Source organism: Burkholderia sp. S-53, assembly GCF_025560745.1.
Classification (GTDB): domain Bacteria; phylum Pseudomonadota; class Gammaproteobacteria; order Burkholderiales; family Burkholderiaceae; genus Burkholderia; species Burkholderia pyrrocinia.
In genome coordinates, this window is sequence record NZ_CP090484.1 from 1,890,646 (window position 1) to 1,907,483 (window position 16,838).

The window sequence follows — 16,838 nt, forward strand, 5'->3', positions numbered from 1 at the left end:
GAACAGGTCGGGGCGCGAACCGCGCGCGTGAGCGGCGAGGCCCGCGCGTTACGCCGGGAAGCGCTCGCTTTCGGGCACCGGCACGAGATCGTCGGGCCATCGCACCTCGAACCGCGTGCCGCCCGCGCCGGTCGGCTCGCACAGCGCTTCGCCGCGATGCGCATGCGCGATCGCCGCGACGACGGCGAGCCCGAGGCCGCTGCCGCCAGGTTGCGACTCGTCGACGCGCCGGAACGCGTGGAACACGTGCGGCGCGAATTCGGCCGGGATGCCCGGGCCGTCATCCTCGACGCGCAGCCGGCACATCCCGTTCTCGATGCGCGTCTGGATCCGGATCGTGCCCGGCACCGCGTGGCGGCGCGCGTTCTCCAGCAGCGCGAGCAATGCCTGGCGGATGCGGACCGGGTCGCAGCACATGCGCCGCGGGTCGAGATCGAGTTGCGGATGCTGGCCGGCGGCCTGCAGCGTGTGCGCGAACACGTCGACCACCGCGCGTACCTCGGCGGCGAGATCGGTGTCGCGGATCTCGATGCTCAGGTGGCCGCTGTCGGCGAGGCTGACCACGCGCAGATCCTCGATCAGCCGCGTCAGCCCTTCGACCTGCGCGAGCAGGCTGCGGTACAGCGCGTCGCTCGGCGTGAACACGCCCTCGGCGAGCCCCTGCAGCCGGCCGCGCAGCACGGTCACCGGCGTGCGCAGCTCGTGCGCGATCGCCGCGTTCCAGAACGTCTGCTCGTCGGTCACGCGCTGCAGTTCGCTCGCGAGCGCGTTGAAGTTGTCGGCGAGCAGCGCCGCTTCCTTCAGCGAACGGTCGCCGGCGACCGCGCGTGCGCCGAGATCGCCGCGGGCAACGCGGCGGATGCTGTCCGTCACCGAATTGAGCGGCACGAGGATGCGCCGCGACAGGTTGATCGCGACGACGATCGCGATCAGCAGGCCGACCAGCGTGGTCGACGTGATCCACACCCACTCCGGCCCGCTCGGGAGCCAGCTCTCCGGCTTGAACGACTCCGGCGAGTACTGGTACAGCAGGTAGTAGAACGCATAGGCCGTCACGACGATCAACACCGTGATGCCGAACGCGATCGCGCCCATCGTCAGCGCAATCTGGCGGCTCAGGCCATCGAGTCTCACTCGCCGCTCCACAGCTTGTAGCCGACGCCGCGCACGCTGGCCGGCACGCCCGCGACGCCGAGATCGTCGAGTTTCTTGCGCAGCTTGCTGACGTGGCTGTCGACCGTGCGCTCCAGCGCGTCGCCTTCCGGCAGGCAGGTGGCCATCAGCTCGGCGCGGCTGAACACGCGGCGCGGCGCGCGCGCGAGCTGCGCGAGCAGCTTGAATTCGGTGAGCGTCAGCACGAGCGTGTGGCGCGCGCCGTCGACTTCGACCGTCGCTTCGTGGTGCTCGAGATCGATCTCGAACGGCGCGGCGCGCAGCACGCGCTGCTCGTCCTGGCGCGAGCCGGCCATCGACCGGCGCAGCACCGCCTGGGCGCGCGCGACGACTTCGGCGGGGTTGAACGGCTTGACCACGTAGTCGTCGGCGCCGATGCGCAGCCCGGTCAGCTTGTCGATGTCCTGGTCGAGCGCGGTCAGCATGATGACCGGCGTGTCGCCGCGATGTCGGATCTCGGCGAGCACCTTCCAGCCGTCGACGTGCGGCATCTGCACGTCGAGCAGCACGAGGTCGGGCTTCAGTGACAGGTGGAGTTCGAGTGCGCGGCGGCCGTCGGCGGCGTGCACGGTGCGCAGGCCGTTGCGCGCGAAATAGGCGGTCAGGATCTCGGCGATCTCGGGTTCGTCCTCGGCGATGAGGACGAGCGCTTGCGCGCCTTGGCCGGCGCCGGGAGAAGAAGAAAATTCGGGCATGGCCACTCGTTCAGATCCATCGGGGTTCCATCGAATCGCCATACTACCGTACGGCCCGCGCAACCGAACGGAGACGGGCGCGGCCGCGCCGATCGCCGTCGCGTGCGCCGTCTTTCCGCGACCTTTCGGAAGCGCTGCAATGCGCCGCACGACAGGGGAATACCCTGTCTTTTTTTTTCGATCCTGTTTTATGTATCATGACCTAACTTTTGCAATATGTACTAATTCAGGGCGCCGGAAAATCCTTACCGGTACGGAGCAGTACGGCGCGTGTACAGGCAGGAATGCGAACCGGATTCGCGCCCCGTCAGGGGCAGGCGGGCGGTGGCAGGTGAAGCGGATCGGGATCGCATCCCGTCGTCGGATTCCGCGCGAACGATGGCCGCCTGCCGCCAGGGCGGCCGGCGTTCGCGCCCATTGCAGGCGTCATTCACAGATCATGTCCAGGAAGTCATCCATCAGCGGGGCGGCCGACCTGCAGCGCAGGCAGTGGCTCAAGGTCGCGGGCGCGTCGGTCGCGGCGGGCGGTCTCGCGCTCGGCGCCGCACGGGCGAAGGCCGATGCAGCGCCTGCCGCCGGCCACGACGGCGACGTACTCGATGTCGCGATCGTCGGCGCCGGGCTGGCCGGCCTGACGGCCGCGCGCGACCTGCGCTACGCGGGTTGCGAATCCTTCGTCGTGCTCGAGGCGCGCGACCGCGTGGGCGGCCGCACGCTGAACTACGACGTGGGCGGCGGCTTCGTGACCGAAGTCGGCGGCCAGTGGATCGGCCCGGGCCAGACGGCGGTCGCCGATCTCGCCCGCGAGCTGGAAGTCGGCACGTTCCCGAGCTACTACGCGGGCAAGACAGTGATCCTCGGCGGCGACGGGCGCGCCGAGCTCGACCTGGAGGGCACGTTCGGCACCGACGAGGCCGTCGCGGCGAAGCTGAGCAAGTTGTCGCGCGACGTGCCGTCCGGTGCGCCGTGGACGTCGCCGAAAGCCGGCGAACTCGACCGGCTGTCGGTCGGCGACTGGCTCGCGACGCAGGGCATCAAGGCGGAAGACCGGATGGGCTGGAACGCGTCGATCTCGCTGTCGGGCGGCGTCGCGCCGGCGAAGATGGGGCTGCTGCACTTCCTGTCGATGATCAACTCCGCCGATTGCGATTACGCGCAACTCGACTCGATCAAGCACAGCGCGCAGGAAACCCGTTTCGTCGGCGGCTCGCAGATCCTCAGCATCCGGATGGCGCAGCAACTGGGCGACAAGGTGCGGCTGTCGTCGCCGGTGCGGCGGATCGTCGGCTGGGATCGCGACGTCGTGACGCTGGAAACCGATCGCGGCACGGTGCGCGCGAAAAAGGTCGTGATGGCGCTTCACCCGGCGCTGTGCCACCAGGTGCAGTTCGACCCGCCGCTGCCCGACAAGCGCGTCGCGCTGCAGCGTGCCTGGCCGGCCCATTCGCCGGCGCGCAAGACGGCGATGGTCTACCGCCGGCCGTTCTGGCGCGACAAGGGCCTGAACGGCCACATCTTCCAGACCGACGGGCCGGTGTTCTGGGCTTACGACAATTCGCCGCCGGGCGGCGAGATCGGCGTGATCAACGCGTTCGTCCGGAATGCGCTGGTGCCGTCGGATCCGCAGGCCGCGAAGCAGATGCACATGGATCTCTATGCGCAGGCATGGGGCGACGAAGCGCGTGCGCCGGTGTCGTACCACGATCGCGACTGGGGGCTCGCCGACCCGTGGACGCTCACGTGCGTGTCGGCGATCCCGCCTGGTTTCTGGAGTGCGCACGGCGACGCGCTGCGCGCGCCGTGCGGCAACCTGATCTGGTCGGGCACCGAGACCGCGAACATCTGGGCCGGCTACATGGACGGCGCCGTGCGATCCGGTCACCAAAGCGCGCTTCAGGCGCTCAATGCGCTACGTCGTGCTTAGGAGAGCGAAGATGAAGAAACGCATGCTGCTCGTCGCGGCGCTCGTGGTGCTTGTGGTGATCGGCACGTTGCTGGCGCTCTACGGCCCGACGCTGCTTGGCTTCTATCGCCTGCAACACCATATCGATACGGCCGCGCAAGCCGATGACGACGACGGCGGCCCGTGGCCGCGCGTGACCGACGCGTGCATGGGCTGTCACGGCGTGAAAGGCACGTCGCTCAGTCAGACGTATCCGAGCCTTGCCGGCCAGCCGGCGCAATACGTGGCCGCGCAGCTTCGCGCATTTGCGGGCGGGCAACGTACGAACCCGACGATGGTCCCGCTCGCGATGACGATGAGCGAAGCCGAGATCACGCGTCTGGCCGGCTATTACGCGAAGCAGGCGCCACTGGACAACCACTATTTCAAGCCGGATGCCCGACTGCGCACGAAAGGCGAGCAACTGGTGACGGGCGGCGCGTGCGCGGCCTGCCACGGTGCGCGGCTGACGGGGCAGGCGCAATTCCCGCGTCTGGCCGGGCAGGGCTACGACTATCTGCTCGCGCAGCTCGACACATTCGCGAAGGGTTCGCGCAGCGAGGCGACCGGCACGATGCAGCGCGTCGCGCAGGCGATGTCGGCGGACGATCGGGCGGCGGTCGCGACCTATCTCGCGAGCCTCAACCCCACCCGGCAGTGAATCAACGGCAGCAATCGACCTCGGGAGTTCGAACCATGGATCACAGATCACTTGTTCTTTGCCTTTCCAGCGCGACGCTCGCGACGACCACTGGCGTCTACGGCTTCAAGTTCGTGCGCAAGCGCAACTTCCTGATCGGCCTCGAGTGGTGGATCGTGACGATCTCCGCGTCCAACGCGGTGATCTTCTTCGCGACCGAATCGCCGGTGTCGTACTTCATCTCGCACTTTCTCGACGCGTTCTCGCGCGGGTTCGGGATGCCGGTGATCGCGGTCGCCGGCCTGATGGCCGTCACGCACGGCTACCGTCCGTCGATGCGGCAGGACGTGACGTTGTTCGTGCTCGCGACGCTCGGGACGATCGCGCTCGTGGCCGGCGTGTTGCAGCACGCGCTGCCGTACTTCTACGTGGCGATGTGGACGCTGATGTCGATCTATCTCGCCGGTTTCGTGTGGCGGCTCGTGCGTGCCGGCCACGCGTTCCATGCGCTGACGACGACGATCGCGCTCGTCGCTGCGCAGGCGATCGCGTGCATCTACGACTTCTACAAGATCCCGGGCGAGGAAACCAACGTCGTGTTCAATTTCTACGTCATGGCGCTGCTGACCTGGTCGTATCTGACCGTCGCGCTCTATTACGCGTATTGCGCACTGGAGCGGGAGAAGGGGCGCAGTCGGGCCGATGCCGGTGTGTTGTCGTATCCGAAATGAGTAGCTGTACTGAGGAAACGGAGACCGATCGCACCGATTGCCGGTTCGGCCGCCGCGATAGCGGAGCGCGGATGGACCGAGTTCGCCCGACCCGCGCCGAGCGGCGCGATGCAACGCGCGAACGCGTGATCGACGCCGCGCGAGTGATCTTCGCGGAAAAAGGCTATGCGGCCGCGAGCGTGGAAGACATTGCCGCGGCAGCAGGGTATACGCGTGGTGCGTTCTACTCGAACTTCCGCGGCAAGGCCGACGTGCTGTTCGAGTTGCTGCGACGCGATCAGGACGAGGCTGCCGCGGCATTGCAGCGGATCGTCGGCGCGCACGACCCGGACGACGATACGCAGCGCGCGATGCTCGCGTACTGGCGAAGGGGCACGACGCAGCCCGCCTGGCACCTGATGTGGCTCGATGCGCAGCTCCAGGCGGCGCGCGATCCGCAGTTCCGTGCGCGGTTCGGCGCGTTGCTGCGCGACCGGCACGCGCTCGCGGCCGCGTGCATCGACGCGTATGCGGCGCGGGCCGGCGTGTCGCTGCCGTTGCCCACGCCGGTGCTGGCGCTCGGCCTGACCGCGCTGTGCGACGGCATGCAGTCGCACGGCGCGGCCGATGCGCTGGCCGACGCGGTGCTGGTCGGCTTCATCACGCACACGGTGTTCGACCGCGTGAGTGAATGACGGCACGAAGACGCGGTGGCCGCGCGTTGTCGTGCGCCTGTATGAAGGCCGAAAGCCGATTGTCATGACGGGCCGACGGTGGGCGGCCACAGACGTTCGATCATGCAGACGAAACAGGGAATACCCCGTCTTTTTCTTTTAATTATTTTTGTCATGATGACCTAACATAGTCATCATGTTCTACTGATGTGCCGGCAGTGAAGACGAACCGCCGGTTGAGGCTGAACGAATCGGGAGATAGACGATGGATGCAATGAAGCGAAAGGCGTTCTTCGAGGACGGAGCCGTGCTCATCGAAGGGGTGCTCAACGACGAACAACTCGCGCAATGCCGCGCGGTGTTCGACTGGGGAATGGAGAATCCGGGCCCGATGGCGACGACGCTGCTCGACGGCACCGAATACAAGTCGCACAACGACAACGCGAACCCGTATGCGAAGGAGCGGCTCGACGCGCTGGTCGGCACGCTGCCGTTCGGGCAGCTGTTCGCCGACCTGTGGGGTTCGAAGCACGTGTGGTACTTCGCCGAGGAGCTGTTCATGAAGGGCGGCGGCAAGAGCGCACGCTCGCCGTGGCACCAGGACACGTCGTACCTGCCGTGGCAGGGCATGCACTTCGGCAACGCGTGGATCAGCTTCGAGCACGTGCCCAAGCGCAATGCGCTGGAGATCGTGCGCGGCTCGCATCACGGCGTGCGGCATGACGGCACGACGTTCCAGAACGCCGAGGATCCGACCGACCCGCTGCACGGCGGCGACGTGTGGCCGCGCCTGCCGAACATCGAGGCCGAGCGCCGCGCGGCGCCGGATGCGTACGACATCCTGTCGTGGGAAACGAAGCCGGGCGACGTGCTGCTGCTCCATCCGGGCGTGCTGCACGGCGGCGGCGCGGTCGATGCCGATTTCCCCGATCGTCATACGCTCGTGCTGCGCTTTTTCGGCGACGACGCGGTGTTCAGCCCGCTGCCCGACGAAAGCCGCTCGGGATTCACGCCGGCCGGCGTGCTGTTCGTCGAGGAACTCGCCGGGCTGAAGGCTGGCGATCCGTTCCGCGCGCCGTGTTTCCGTCAACTCGTCTGAACCGGGAGAACCCATCATGACAGCAACACCGAAGCGGCAATTGATCGTGCCGGCCGCGTTCCAGCCGTGGTACGACGCGTACCACTTCTCGCCGGCGACGCGCGTCGGCGACACGATCTGGGTGTCGGGCCAGGTCGGCCTCGACGCGCAGATGCAGCCGGCCGACGGCGTGCAGGCCCAGGCGCGGATCGCGTTCGAGTGCCTGAAGGCGATCCTCGAGGAAGCCGGCGCGAGCCTCGCCGATGTCGTGGAGCTCACGACTTTCCACACGGATCTGCAATGCGAGACCGAAGGCTTCGCGGCGGTCAAGGACGTGTATTTCCCCGACCGTTACCCGTCGTGGACAGCGGTCGGCGTCACGCAACTGGCGCTGCCGGGGCTGTGCGTCGAGATTCGCGCGGTGGCGGTGGCCGGCTCCGGCAAGGGCTGACGGAAGGCACGAGGGTTTTTCGCGGGATTTGCGTTCCATATGAATCGCAGTCCTGACAAAAAAGTAACGGGATAGCAGTCGATTGGCACGAGGCCGGCCGGGGACCCCGGCCGGCCTCGATCAGGGCGCGACGTCATCGTCGATTGACGACGACGATCGAAACAAATGCGTTTCGTCCGGGATGGGCGAGCGAAGGCGGAGCAGGAAGGAGAACTATGATGAAGAAGCATCGTTTCTGGACCACGTCCGCGATCGCGGCCGCTGCATGTGTCGCGATCGGCACCGCCGTCGCGGCGGACGACCTGACACCGGCCGGCGCCGACCGTTCGGCGAGCAAGGACGGCGCGGTGCCGGCTTATGCGGGCAAGCAGTCGCCCGACGCCGGCTGGGAGTGGGGCAAGGTACGCGGCGATTTCTGGAAGCATCGCAACGAGAAGCCGCTCTATTCGATCGACGCGGCGAACGTCGACAAGTATGCGGACAAGCTGTCGCCCGGCCAGGTCGCGCTGATCAAGCAGAAGAAGGGCTACCGGATGGACGTCTACCCGTCCCACCGCGAATGCCAGTTGCCGGATGCCGCCGAGCAGAACTCGAAGGCGAACCTCACGGCCGCGAAGCTGGATGCGAGCGGCGAGAACCTCGCCGCGGCCGCGTTGCCGGGCGTGCCGTTCCCGCAACCGAAGAACGGCATCGAAGCGATCCTGAACTACGAGATGCGTTATCGCGGCGAAGGCGTCGAATGGGCGCAGGTCGCCACGAGCATTTCGCCGCGCCCCGGCAGCAGCGAATGGATCGACGCGGTCGGCCCGCAGACGTTCTATTTCCCGTCGGCCAAGCTCGGCAAGACCTCGCCGCAGGAGGTCGACCAGTTGAGCGCCGCCGTTTATTTCCAGATGAACTCGCCGGCCGCGCTGGCCGGGCAGGCCTTCGTTCAGCGGCAGTACTTCAACAAGGATTCGGAAACCTACTACTACTTCCCGGGACAGCGCCGCGTGCGACGCATGCCGGCCTATACGCATGACGCGCCGTTGATCGGCTTCGAGAACCAGTACCTGATCGACGAGGCCAACATGATCAACGGCTCGCTCGACCGGTTCAACTGGAAGCTGGTCGGCAAGAAGGAAATGCTCGTCCCGTACAACGCGTTCGGCATGTACCGGTTCAAGAGCAAGCTGCACGACGTCGCGACGCCCGACGGCCTCGCCGCGGCGAACCGTCGCTACGAGACGCATCGCGTGTGGGTCGTCGAAGCGACGCTGAAGCCGAGCGCGCGGCACGTCGCGTCGAAGAAGGTGTTCTATCTCGACGAAGACAGCTGGCTCGCGCTCGTCGACGAGGACTACGACGCGCAGGGCAAGTTGTGGAAGGTGCGGGAAAGCTACCCGATTCCGGTATGGGAGCTTGGTGGCACCTGCGACAACGAACCGCTCGCGCAGTACGACATGATCAATGGCCGCTATGTGTTCGATGCGTCGTCGATCGGTCAGGGCAAGGACATTCGCTGGTTCGGTCAGGCCGACGATCCGCGCTTCAAGCAGGATTTCTACACGGCGGAATCGCTGCGCTCGGTCAGCGAACGTTGACGGTGACCGGCTGACGGATACAAGGACCGGCGCGCGCAACGATCGTGCGCCGGCATCGAACAGGGGCGGAGGTGGATCATGGAACCGGCAAGATTGTTAAGGAATGCTACGGTATCGGTCGCGATGGCGGGCGCCGCGACGTCGAGCGCGTACGCGTATGACTTCACGTTGAACGGCGGGGCCCTGCAGGGCTCGTGGGTGTCGAACCTCACGGCCGGCGCCGGTATTCGCACCAAAAACCCGAGCTGCTCGCTCACCGGCGACCCGAACGCCTTTGGCTGCGGCGCGGGCGCGAACACCAACCAGTGGGGCTATGCGGACAACGGCGACCTGAACTATCGCAGGGGCCAACCGTTCAGCACCTACATCAGCGCGACCAGCGAGCTGCTGCTGAAGATGCCGAGCGAGGGGTTGAAGTTCATGGTGCGCGGTACCGGCATGTACGACTTCATGGCCAAGAACACGAACCGCACGCCGTTGTCGAGCACGGCCGCCGCGCAGGTTGTCTACAACGCGCAGCTGCTCGACCTGTGGGCGCAGAAGGATTTCACGATCGGCGGGCGCAACGCGCACGTGCGGCTCGGCAACCAGGTGATCAACTGGGGCGAGAGCATGTTCGCGCAGAGCGGCATCAACGCGACGAACTCCATCGACACACAAAAGCTGCTGATTCCCGGCTCGCAGCTCAAGCAGGCGCTGCTGCCCGCGCCGATGGTGAGCCTGGCAGCCGACCTGTCGCACGGGTTCAGCACCGAGGCGTACTACCAGTTCCAGTGGAACGGCAACCGCTATCCGCCGGTCGGCTCGTACTGGTCGGTGACGAACGGTTTCGGCCGCGGCGCGGAGCCGTTCACGATCAACACGAACAACCTGAACGTGACCGGCCCGAGCGCCGGCACGATCGCGAACGCGATCGGCGGATCGGGTGCGGCGGGCAACCAGGACACGCTCAATGCGATCAAGAACGGGCTCGTGAACGGCGCCTACGCCGGGCCGCCGTTCAACGACATCGGCCTGCCGAGCACGACGAACCTGCCGGCGAAATACCGGCCGCAGTTCGGCGTGAAGTTCAACTATTCGCCGCGCTCGTTCGACGCGAACTTCGCGTTCTACTACCTGAACTACACCGACAAGTCGCCGGTGCTCGCGTCGCTCGCGAACGGCACCGAGCAATGGTCGTATCTCGGCCGGCGCCAGTTGTTCGGCGTCAGCGCGAACTTCGGCGTCGGCCCGTGGGCGATCGGCACCGAACTGTCGTACCGGCCGCGCGATGCGGTCGCGCTGTCGAGCTGCTACGGCGCGGGCGGCCCGCTCGACCTGAACACGAACGGCGTGGCCGGCGTGGACTGCCCGCAATGGGTCGACAAGAAGAAGTTCCAGTACGACATCAACGGGCTGCTCGCGCTCACGCGCAGCGAGTATCCGTTCCTGAAACTGCTCGGCGCCGATTCGGCCGCGCTGACGTGGGAACTGACGTGGATCTACTACCCGGGGCTGAGCCCGAGCGGCGTCACGCGCACGGTCGGCGGCCAGACCGTCACGCAGGTGCCGCAGACCGGCTACCTGCCGTGGCTGAACAACGGGTCGGCTGCCGGCTATCCGATCGGGATGGGCCAGGGTACGTCGAGCTCGGTGGGCGCGACGATCGACTTCAACTGGACCTATGACGGCACGCTGATTCCCGGCTGGCAGGTCACGCCGGGCCTGACGTTCAGCACCGGCCTGTACGGCTACACACCGACCTTCACCGCGAATTACATGCAGGGTGCGAAGTCGCTGAACGTCTACGTGCTGTTCAACCAGAACCCGCCGAACTGGCAGGCCGGCATCAACTTCACTTCGTTCTGGGGCGGTCACAACACGGTGGGCCAGCCTTATGCGGACCGCAATTTCGTCGGCTTGTTCGTCACGCGGAATTTCTGACGGCGGCGGGTGGCGGGTGGCAGGTGGGCCACCGCAATACATGAAGGGGTAACGTCGTGCTCAATCGTCTGGTCAGTCGCCTGGAAAGGCTTTTCTTCGGTCACCGCGCGATCGTACTCGCGGCGATCGCGTTGTTCACCGTCGCGATGGCCGTGTTCGCCGTGCAACTGCGCATGGATGCCGGCTTCGAAAAGCAGATGCCGATCGGGCACGAGTACATCCGCACGTTCCAGCAATACCGGAACGACCTGCTCGGCGCGAACCGGATCACGGTGGTCGTGCGTGCGAGGCACGGGTCGATCTGGTCGAAGCAGGGGCTGACGCGGCTGTACGACGTCACGCAGGCCGTCACGTACCTGCCGAACGTCGACCGGATCGGCGTGCGCTCGTTGTGGACGCCGAACGCGTTCGTCAACGAAGTGACCGACGAAGGGTTTCGCGCCGAGCCGATCATTCCCGGCACGGTCACGCCCGACCAGTTGACGCCCGACATCGTCGCGCGCGTGCGCCGCGCGACGACGCTCGGCGGCTACGTCGGCACGCTCGTGTCTCACGGCGAGGACAGCGCGATGATCACGGCCGAGCTGAACGAGCGCGACAGCGCCGGCAAGGTGCTCGACTACGTGGCATTCAATCACCTGCTCGAGGAGAAGATCCGCAAGCCGTTCGAGGATGCCGGCTACGACGTCCAGATCATCGGCTTCGCGAAACAGATCGGCGATATCGCCGACGGCGCGACGGCCGTGCTCGGCTTCTGCGCGGTCGCGCTGCTGCTGACGACGCTCGCGGTGTACTGGTATTGCCATTCGGTGCGCTTCACGGTGCTGCTGGTCGCGTGCTCGCTGACGTCGCTCGTATGGCAGTTCGGCACCCTGAAGCTGCTCGGCTTCGGCCTCGATCCGCTCGCGGTGCTCGTGCCGTTCCTCGTGTTCGCGATCGGCGTGTCGCATGGCGTGCAGCAGGTGAACTTCATCGTCCGCGAGATCGCGCACGGGCAGAGTTCGTTCGATGCGGCGCGCCACAGCTTCAGCGGCCTGCTGATCCCCGGCGTGCTCGCGCTGATCACCGCGTTCGTGTCGTTCATCACGCTGTTGCTGATTCCGATTCCGATGGTGCGCGAGCTGGCGATCACCGCGTCGCTCGGCGTGGCCTACAAGATCGTCACGAACCTGATCCTGCTGCCCGTCGCGGCATCGTGCTTCAACTTCACGAAAACCTATGCGGACAACTCGCTGAAGCGCGCGCAGCAGCGTGCGAAGCCGCTGCGCGTGCTCGCACGCGTGGCGGAGCCGAAGTACGCGGGCGTCACCGTCGCGCTGACGGTGGCGATCTTCGCGCTCGCCGCGTGGCAAAGCCGCGATCGCGTGATCGGCACGCTGCAGCCGGGTGCGCCGGAGCTGCGCGCGGACGCGCGCTTCAACCGCGACGCGACGTCGATCGCCGGCAACTACGACATGGGCCTCGACTGGCTGACGGTGGCGATCGAATCGACCGGCAAGGCGTGCGACAACCCGGCGGTCGGCCTGTATGAGGACGACTTCTCGGCCGCGATGAAGACCGAGCCTGGCGTCGTATCGGTGCAGTCGTACTCGGCGATGCTGCGCGCGTACAACCAGGGCTACAACGAGGACTTCCCGAAGATGAACGTCGTGCCGATCGCCGCCGAGAACTACGGCGCGGTGTCGGTCGACGTGTCGCGCTTGAAGGGCTTCATGAGCCGCGACTGCGGGATGACGGCCGTGCACCTGTTCCTGACCGATCACAAGGCGACGACGATCAACCGCATCCTCGACGACGTGAAGCAGTACCGCGCGTCGCATCCGTTCCCGGGCATCACGGTGCGGCTCGCCGCAGGCAACGCGGGCGTGCTCGCCGCGACGAACGACGAAGTCGAGAAGAGCGAGCTGCCGATGATGCTCTACGTGTATGCGGCGATCCTGGTCCTCGTGTTCCTGGCCTATCGCGACTGGCGCGCGATGCTCGCCTGTTGCGTGCCGCTGTCGGTCGCGACGTTCATCGGCTACTGGTTCATGAAGGAGCTGCAGATCGGGCTGACCGTCGCGACGTTGCCGGTGATGGTGCTGGCAGTCGGCATCGGCGTCGATTACGCGTTCTACATCTACAACCGGCTGCAGGTGCATCTCGCGGGCGGGCAGGACATCGTGAAGGCCGTGCAGCACGCGATGCTCGAAGTGGGCGTGGCCACGATCTTCACCGCGATCACGCTGGCGATCGGCGTCGCGACGTGGAGCTTCTCGGCGCTCAAGTTCCAGGCCGACATGGGCAAGCTGCTCGCGTTCATGTTCATCGTGAACCTGGTGATGGCGATGACCGCGCTGCCCGCGCTCGCGTCGCTGCTCGAACGCTGGTTCCCGCGCCGCAAGCCGGCCCGCGCGCCGGGCCTGTTCAGCCACTGAAGTTGACGCACATCCCGACGGAGATCTAGTCATGGTCAAGACCTTTGCTGTGTGCGGCGCACTTTGCCTCGTGGCGACAGGCTTCGCACGCTTCCATGAAACGGTTGCGCAACAGCCCGCGCCGGCCCGCGCGTTCGCAACCAACGCGCAACGCGTCAGCGTGCGCCACGCCACGGGCGGCGAACCGGCCGTGGCCCCGTCGTCGAACGACGGCGACGCCGGACGTCAGGCGGCGGCCGCGCAGGTTGCCGACAAGCCGCCCGTCATCGCGCTCGGCGTCGCGCATGCCGGCTGGTCGGTGCTGTTCAGCCACTGATGCCCGCGCACATCCCTACGGAGGTTCATCCATGATCAAGACGCTCATTGCCTGTACCGCGCTGTGCGCCGCCGCGGCGGCCTTCGCGCAACCGCAGGACGGAACGGTGGCGGCCTGGGCCGCGAAGCCCGCGCATGCGTGGGCTGCGCCGGCGCACCGGATGCTGATGGATGCGGCGCGCGCCGGATCGCGGATCGTCGCGGTCGGCGAGCACGGCATCGTGCTGCTGTCCGACGACGACGGCAAGACCTGGCGGCAGGCGCGGCGCGTGCCGATATCGGCGACGCTGTCGGCCGTGTCGTTCGCGGATGCGAAGCACGGCTGGGCCGTCGGCCAATGGGGCGCGATTCTCGCGACCGACGACGGCGGCGACACGTGGGTCACGCAGCGGCTCGATACGTCGGTCGACCAGCCGCTGTTCTCGGTGCTGTTCACGAATGCGCAGGACGGGATTGCCGTCGGCCTGTGGTCGCTGATGCTGCAGACGCACGACGGCGGCAAGACGTGGGCGCGCACGACGCTGCCGAAGCCGCCGGGTGGCGGCAAGGCCGACCGCAATCTCTATCACGTGTTCGCCGACGCCGCGCAGGCGCGCTACATCGTCTCGGAACAGGGGATGGTGCTCAAGTCGACCGACGGCGGTGCGAACTGGACCTATCTGCCGACGGGCGGCAAGGGCACGTTGTGGTCGGGCGTCGCGATGCCGGATGGCCGGATCGTCGTCGGCGGGCTGCTCGGCAGCCTGTTCGAGAGCCGCGACGGCGGCACGACGTGGACCGCGCTGAATACCGGCGCGCACAGCTCGATCACCGATCTCGTCGCGACCGGCGGCGGGCTGACGGGCGTCGGGCTGGACGGCCTCGTGCTGACGCAGCGCGTGGCCGGCGGCCCGTTCGACGTCGCGCAGCGCGCGGATCGCGCGACGCTCACTGCCGCGCTGATCGACGCGCGCGGCAAGCCGGTGCTGTTTTCGCAGGACGGCGTGCTGGCCGCGCCGTGAATTGAATTCGTCGAGAAAAACGAGGAAGCATGGAGCACACCAAATGAAGCCCAAGGACAAGCCGGACATGCAGGCCCGGCGGCGGATATTGCGCGCCGCGGCCGCCGGCGCCGCGTCGCTCGCCGCCGGCGAGGTGTCGTTCGCCGAAGGCGCGGCGTCGGCGTCGGCATCCGCCGATCGCGGCGTGTTCGATGTCGTCATCATCGGCGCCGGGCTCGCGGGGCTGACCGCCGCGCGCGACCTGAAGCGCGCCGGCTGCGAATCGTTCGTCGTGGTCGAGGCGCGCGATCGCGTCGGCGGGCGGACCTACAACCACGATCTCGGGCACGGCGTGGTGTCCGAAGCCGGCGGCCAGTGGATCGGCCCGGGGCAGACGGCGATTGCCGATCTCGCACGCGAGCTCGGCGTCGATACGTTCCCGACGTATTACGCGGGCAAGACCGTCGTGCTGGCCGGCGACGCGCGTGTCGCCCAGGATTTCCACGGCGGCTCGGGGGGCGACGACGCGCTCGGCGCGAAGCTCGCCGCACTCGCCCGCGGCGTGCCGTCGCGCGAGCCGTGGACCGCGCAGCACGCGGCGGAGCTCGACAAGCTGACCTACGGCGACTGGCTGCTCAAGCAGGGCGTGACTTATGAAGACGGCTACTTCCTCGGCCTCGCGGCGAAGCTGTCGCTCGGGGGCGCTCCGGCCCAGCTCGGGCTGCTGCACTACCTGTCGATGATCAACAGCGCCGATTGCGACTACGCGAAGCTCGAATCGACCAAGGGCGGCGCACAGGAAACGCGCTTCGTCGGCGGCTCGCAGGTGCTGAGCCTCCGGATGGCGAGCGAACTCGGCGCGTCGAAGGTGCAACTGTCCTGCCCGGTGCGCAAGATCTCGGGCTGGGATCGCGACGTGGTCGACGTGCAGACCGATCGCGGCGTGCTGCGCGCGCGGCGCGTGATCGTCGCGCTCAATCCGGCGCTGTGCCAGCAGATCGTGTTCGATCCGCCGCTGCCGGACGGCCGCGCGCAGTTGCAGCGGAACTGGCCGGCGAATGCGCCGATGCGCAAGACGGTGCACGTGTACGACCGGCCGTTCTGGCGCGACGACGGCTACAACGGACAGATCTTCGAGGTCGGCGGCCCGGTGTTCATGGCGTACGACAACTCGCCGCCGGACGGCTCTATCGGCGTGCTCGCCGCGTTCGTCGCGCCGGGCGCGCTGCCGGCCGAGCCGAAGGCCGCCGAACGGACGCTGTCGGCCATCTTCGCGCGTGCGCTCGGCGACAAGGCGCTGCACCCGACGCAGTTCCACGACTATGACTGGGGCCGCGTCGATCCGTGGACGCTGCAGTGCATCCATCCGCTGCCGCCAGGCTTCTGGACGAAATGGGGCAAGTTCCTGCGCCCGGAGGCCGGCCGGCTGATCTGGTCGGGCACCGAGACGGCCGACCTGTGGCCTGGCGCGATGGACGGCGCGGTGCGCTCCGGGCACCGTGCGGCGCTGCAGGCGCTCGGCAAACTGGCCGGCCGCGGCAAGGAGGCCTGAGTGAAACGAACCTGGATGATCGGCGCGGCGCTCGTGATCGCGGGCGTGGCGGCAGCCGGCACGCTGTACGGTCCCGACGTGGTCGACGGCATGCGCTACGAGAAAGCGATGGCCGCGATCGGCGAAGCCGACAAGGTCAACGGCGGCGCGTGGCCGCAGCCGCAGGAGACGTGCTTCTTCTGCCACGGCGCGCACGGGCAGTCGCAGAACGCGTGGTATCCGTCGCTGTCGGGCCAGCCGGCCCCGTATATCGCCGCGCAACTGCGCGCGTTCGCCACGGACCAGCGTCGCAACGCATACATGGGGCCGCTTTCGCGCGAACTCGACGACGCGAAGATCGCCGCGCTGGCGACCTATTTCGCGCGCCAGGCGCCGGCGCGCAACGAGGCCGTGCCGACCGACGCGGCGCTCGACAAGCGGGGATTGGCGCTCGTGGAGGCGCGAAGCTGCCGCGCGTGTCACGGCGCGGCGCTGACGGGTAAGGATCCGGCGCCGCGCCTGGCCGGCCAGGGGCAGCTCTACCTGGAGACGCAACTGGCGGCGTTCCGCTCGGGCGAGCGGCACGATCCGACCGGCGCGATGAACGCGTTGGCCGCGACGTTGTCGGGCGACGACACGCGTGCGGTTGCGCACTATCTGGCCGGCCTGTCGCCGGACGGAGCGGCGAAGTGATGTGCGAAACGCGCCAGGCCCGGGAATACCCTG

15 protein-coding genes are annotated in these 16,838 nt (G+C 67.5%); 13 read left to right on the forward strand and 2 right to left on the reverse strand.

Features of this window, described 5'->3' with window-relative positions; translation table 11 throughout:
• Positions 1-48 precede the first annotated feature (48 nt).
• Together LXM88_RS30630 and LXM88_RS30635 are read right to left on the reverse strand one after the other, a co-directional pair.
• Positions 49-1,134, reverse strand: a complete 1,086-nt coding sequence (locus LXM88_RS30630; protein ID WP_126368300.1) for an ATP-binding protein — start codon at positions 1,132-1,134, stop codon at positions 49-51.
• On the reverse strand, positions 1,131-1,868 hold the full coding sequence (locus LXM88_RS30635; RefSeq protein WP_126368299.1) for a response regulator: 738 nt from the start codon (positions 1,866-1,868) through the stop codon (positions 1,131-1,133). Before LXM88_RS30635 ends, LXM88_RS30630 begins: the two co-directional genes overlap by 4 nt.
• A 439-nt stretch (positions 1,869-2,307) precedes the next feature.
• Here LXM88_RS30635 and LXM88_RS30640 point away from each other — a divergent pair, with 439 nt between their 5' ends.
• The 13 genes from LXM88_RS30640 to LXM88_RS30700 all read left to right on the forward strand — a co-directional run bounded on the left by LXM88_RS30640 (position 2,308) and on the right by LXM88_RS30700 (position 16,805).
• Entirely contained in the window at positions 2,308-3,792 is a 1,485-nt protein-coding gene (locus LXM88_RS30640) for a flavin monoamine oxidase family protein (RefSeq protein WP_126368298.1), read from the forward strand.
• A 10-nt stretch (positions 3,793-3,802) separates the two neighbouring features.
• Positions 3,803-4,471 carry a c-type cytochrome gene (locus LXM88_RS30645; RefSeq protein ID WP_126368297.1) on the forward strand — a complete coding sequence of 223 codons (669 nt, stop codon included), beginning with the start codon at positions 3,803-3,805 and terminating at the stop codon, positions 4,469-4,471.
• Between the two features lie 35 nt (positions 4,472-4,506).
• Entirely contained in the window at positions 4,507-5,181 is a 675-nt protein-coding gene (locus LXM88_RS30650; protein WP_126368296.1) for a hypothetical protein, read from the forward strand.
• A 71-nt stretch (positions 5,182-5,252) separates the two neighbouring features.
• A complete protein-coding gene (locus LXM88_RS30655) occupies positions 5,253-5,855 on the forward strand; it encodes a TetR/AcrR family transcriptional regulator (protein WP_262543177.1) in 603 nt (200 codons plus the stop codon).
• Positions 5,856-6,099: 244 nt separating this feature from the next.
• A complete protein-coding gene (locus LXM88_RS30660) occupies positions 6,100-6,933 on the forward strand; it encodes a phytanoyl-CoA dioxygenase family protein (protein ID WP_027790175.1) in 834 nt (277 codons plus the stop codon).
• 16 nt (positions 6,934-6,949) lie between these two features.
• A complete protein-coding gene (locus tag LXM88_RS30665; RefSeq protein ID WP_262543179.1) occupies positions 6,950-7,363 on the forward strand; it encodes a RidA family protein in 414 nt (137 codons plus the stop codon).
• 215 nt (positions 7,364-7,578) lie between these two features.
• On the forward strand, positions 7,579-8,946 hold the full coding sequence (locus LXM88_RS30670) for a DUF1329 domain-containing protein (RefSeq protein ID WP_262543180.1): 1,368 nt from the start codon (positions 7,579-7,581) through the stop codon (positions 8,944-8,946).
• A gap of 78 nt (positions 8,947-9,024) precedes the next feature.
• A complete protein-coding gene (locus LXM88_RS30675; protein ID WP_262543181.1) occupies positions 9,025-10,869 on the forward strand; it encodes a DUF1302 domain-containing protein in 1,845 nt (614 codons plus the stop codon).
• A gap of 56 nt (positions 10,870-10,925) precedes the next feature.
• Positions 10,926-13,286 (forward strand): efflux RND transporter permease subunit, encoded by a 2,361-nt coding sequence (locus LXM88_RS30680; RefSeq protein ID WP_226159895.1) that lies wholly within the window; start codon positions 10,926-10,928, stop codon positions 13,284-13,286.
• A gap of 31 nt (positions 13,287-13,317) precedes the next feature.
• Positions 13,318-13,602: a hypothetical protein gene (locus LXM88_RS30685; protein WP_027790170.1), complete on the forward strand. Its 285-nt coding sequence runs from the start codon at positions 13,318-13,320 to the stop codon at positions 13,600-13,602.
• Between the two features lie 31 nt (positions 13,603-13,633).
• Positions 13,634-14,602 carry a WD40/YVTN/BNR-like repeat-containing protein gene (locus LXM88_RS30690; protein WP_262543182.1) on the forward strand — a complete coding sequence of 323 codons (969 nt, stop codon included), beginning with the start codon at positions 13,634-13,636 and terminating at the stop codon, positions 14,600-14,602.
• A gap of 43 nt (positions 14,603-14,645) precedes the next feature.
• On the forward strand, positions 14,646-16,133 hold the full coding sequence (locus LXM88_RS30695) for a flavin monoamine oxidase family protein (RefSeq protein WP_262543183.1): 1,488 nt from the start codon (positions 14,646-14,648) through the stop codon (positions 16,131-16,133).
• Positions 16,134-16,805: a c-type cytochrome gene (locus tag LXM88_RS30700; RefSeq protein WP_262543184.1), complete on the forward strand. Its 672-nt coding sequence runs from the start codon at positions 16,134-16,136 to the stop codon at positions 16,803-16,805.
• The last annotated feature ends 33 nt before the right edge of the window (positions 16,806-16,838 follow it).

Bases quoted from the DNA above. Each gene is read 5' to 3' on its own strand.
- LXM88_RS30655 (WP_262543177.1), top strand. From the start codon at position 5,253: ATGGACCGAGTTCGCCCGACCCGCGCCGAGCGGCGCGATGCAACGCGC.
- LXM88_RS30685 (WP_027790170.1), top strand. From the start codon at position 13,318: ATGGTCAAGACCTTTGCTGTGTGCGGCGCACTTTGCCTCGTGGCGACA.
- LXM88_RS30660 (WP_027790175.1), top strand. From the start codon at position 6,100: ATGGATGCAATGAAGCGAAAGGCGTTCTTCGAGGACGGAGCCGTGCTC.
- LXM88_RS30690 (WP_262543182.1), top strand. From the start codon at position 13,634: ATGATCAAGACGCTCATTGCCTGTACCGCGCTGTGCGCCGCCGCGGCG.
- LXM88_RS30645 (WP_126368297.1), top strand. From the start codon at position 3,803: ATGAAGAAACGCATGCTGCTCGTCGCGGCGCTCGTGGTGCTTGTGGTG.
- LXM88_RS30635 (WP_126368299.1), bottom strand. From the start codon at position 1,868: ATGCCCGAATTTTCTTCTTCTCCCGGCGCCGGCCAAGGCGCGCAAGCG.
- LXM88_RS30650 (WP_126368296.1), top strand. From the start codon at position 4,507: ATGGATCACAGATCACTTGTTCTTTGCCTTTCCAGCGCGACGCTCGCG.
- LXM88_RS30665 (WP_262543179.1), top strand. From the start codon at position 6,950: ATGACAGCAACACCGAAGCGGCAATTGATCGTGCCGGCCGCGTTCCAG.
- LXM88_RS30640 (WP_126368298.1), top strand. From the start codon at position 2,308: ATGTCCAGGAAGTCATCCATCAGCGGGGCGGCCGACCTGCAGCGCAGG.
- LXM88_RS30695 (WP_262543183.1), top strand. From the start codon at position 14,646: ATGAAGCCCAAGGACAAGCCGGACATGCAGGCCCGGCGGCGGATATTG.
- LXM88_RS30675 (WP_262543181.1), top strand. From the start codon at position 9,025: ATGGAACCGGCAAGATTGTTAAGGAATGCTACGGTATCGGTCGCGATG.
- LXM88_RS30670 (WP_262543180.1), top strand. From the start codon at position 7,579: ATGATGAAGAAGCATCGTTTCTGGACCACGTCCGCGATCGCGGCCGCT.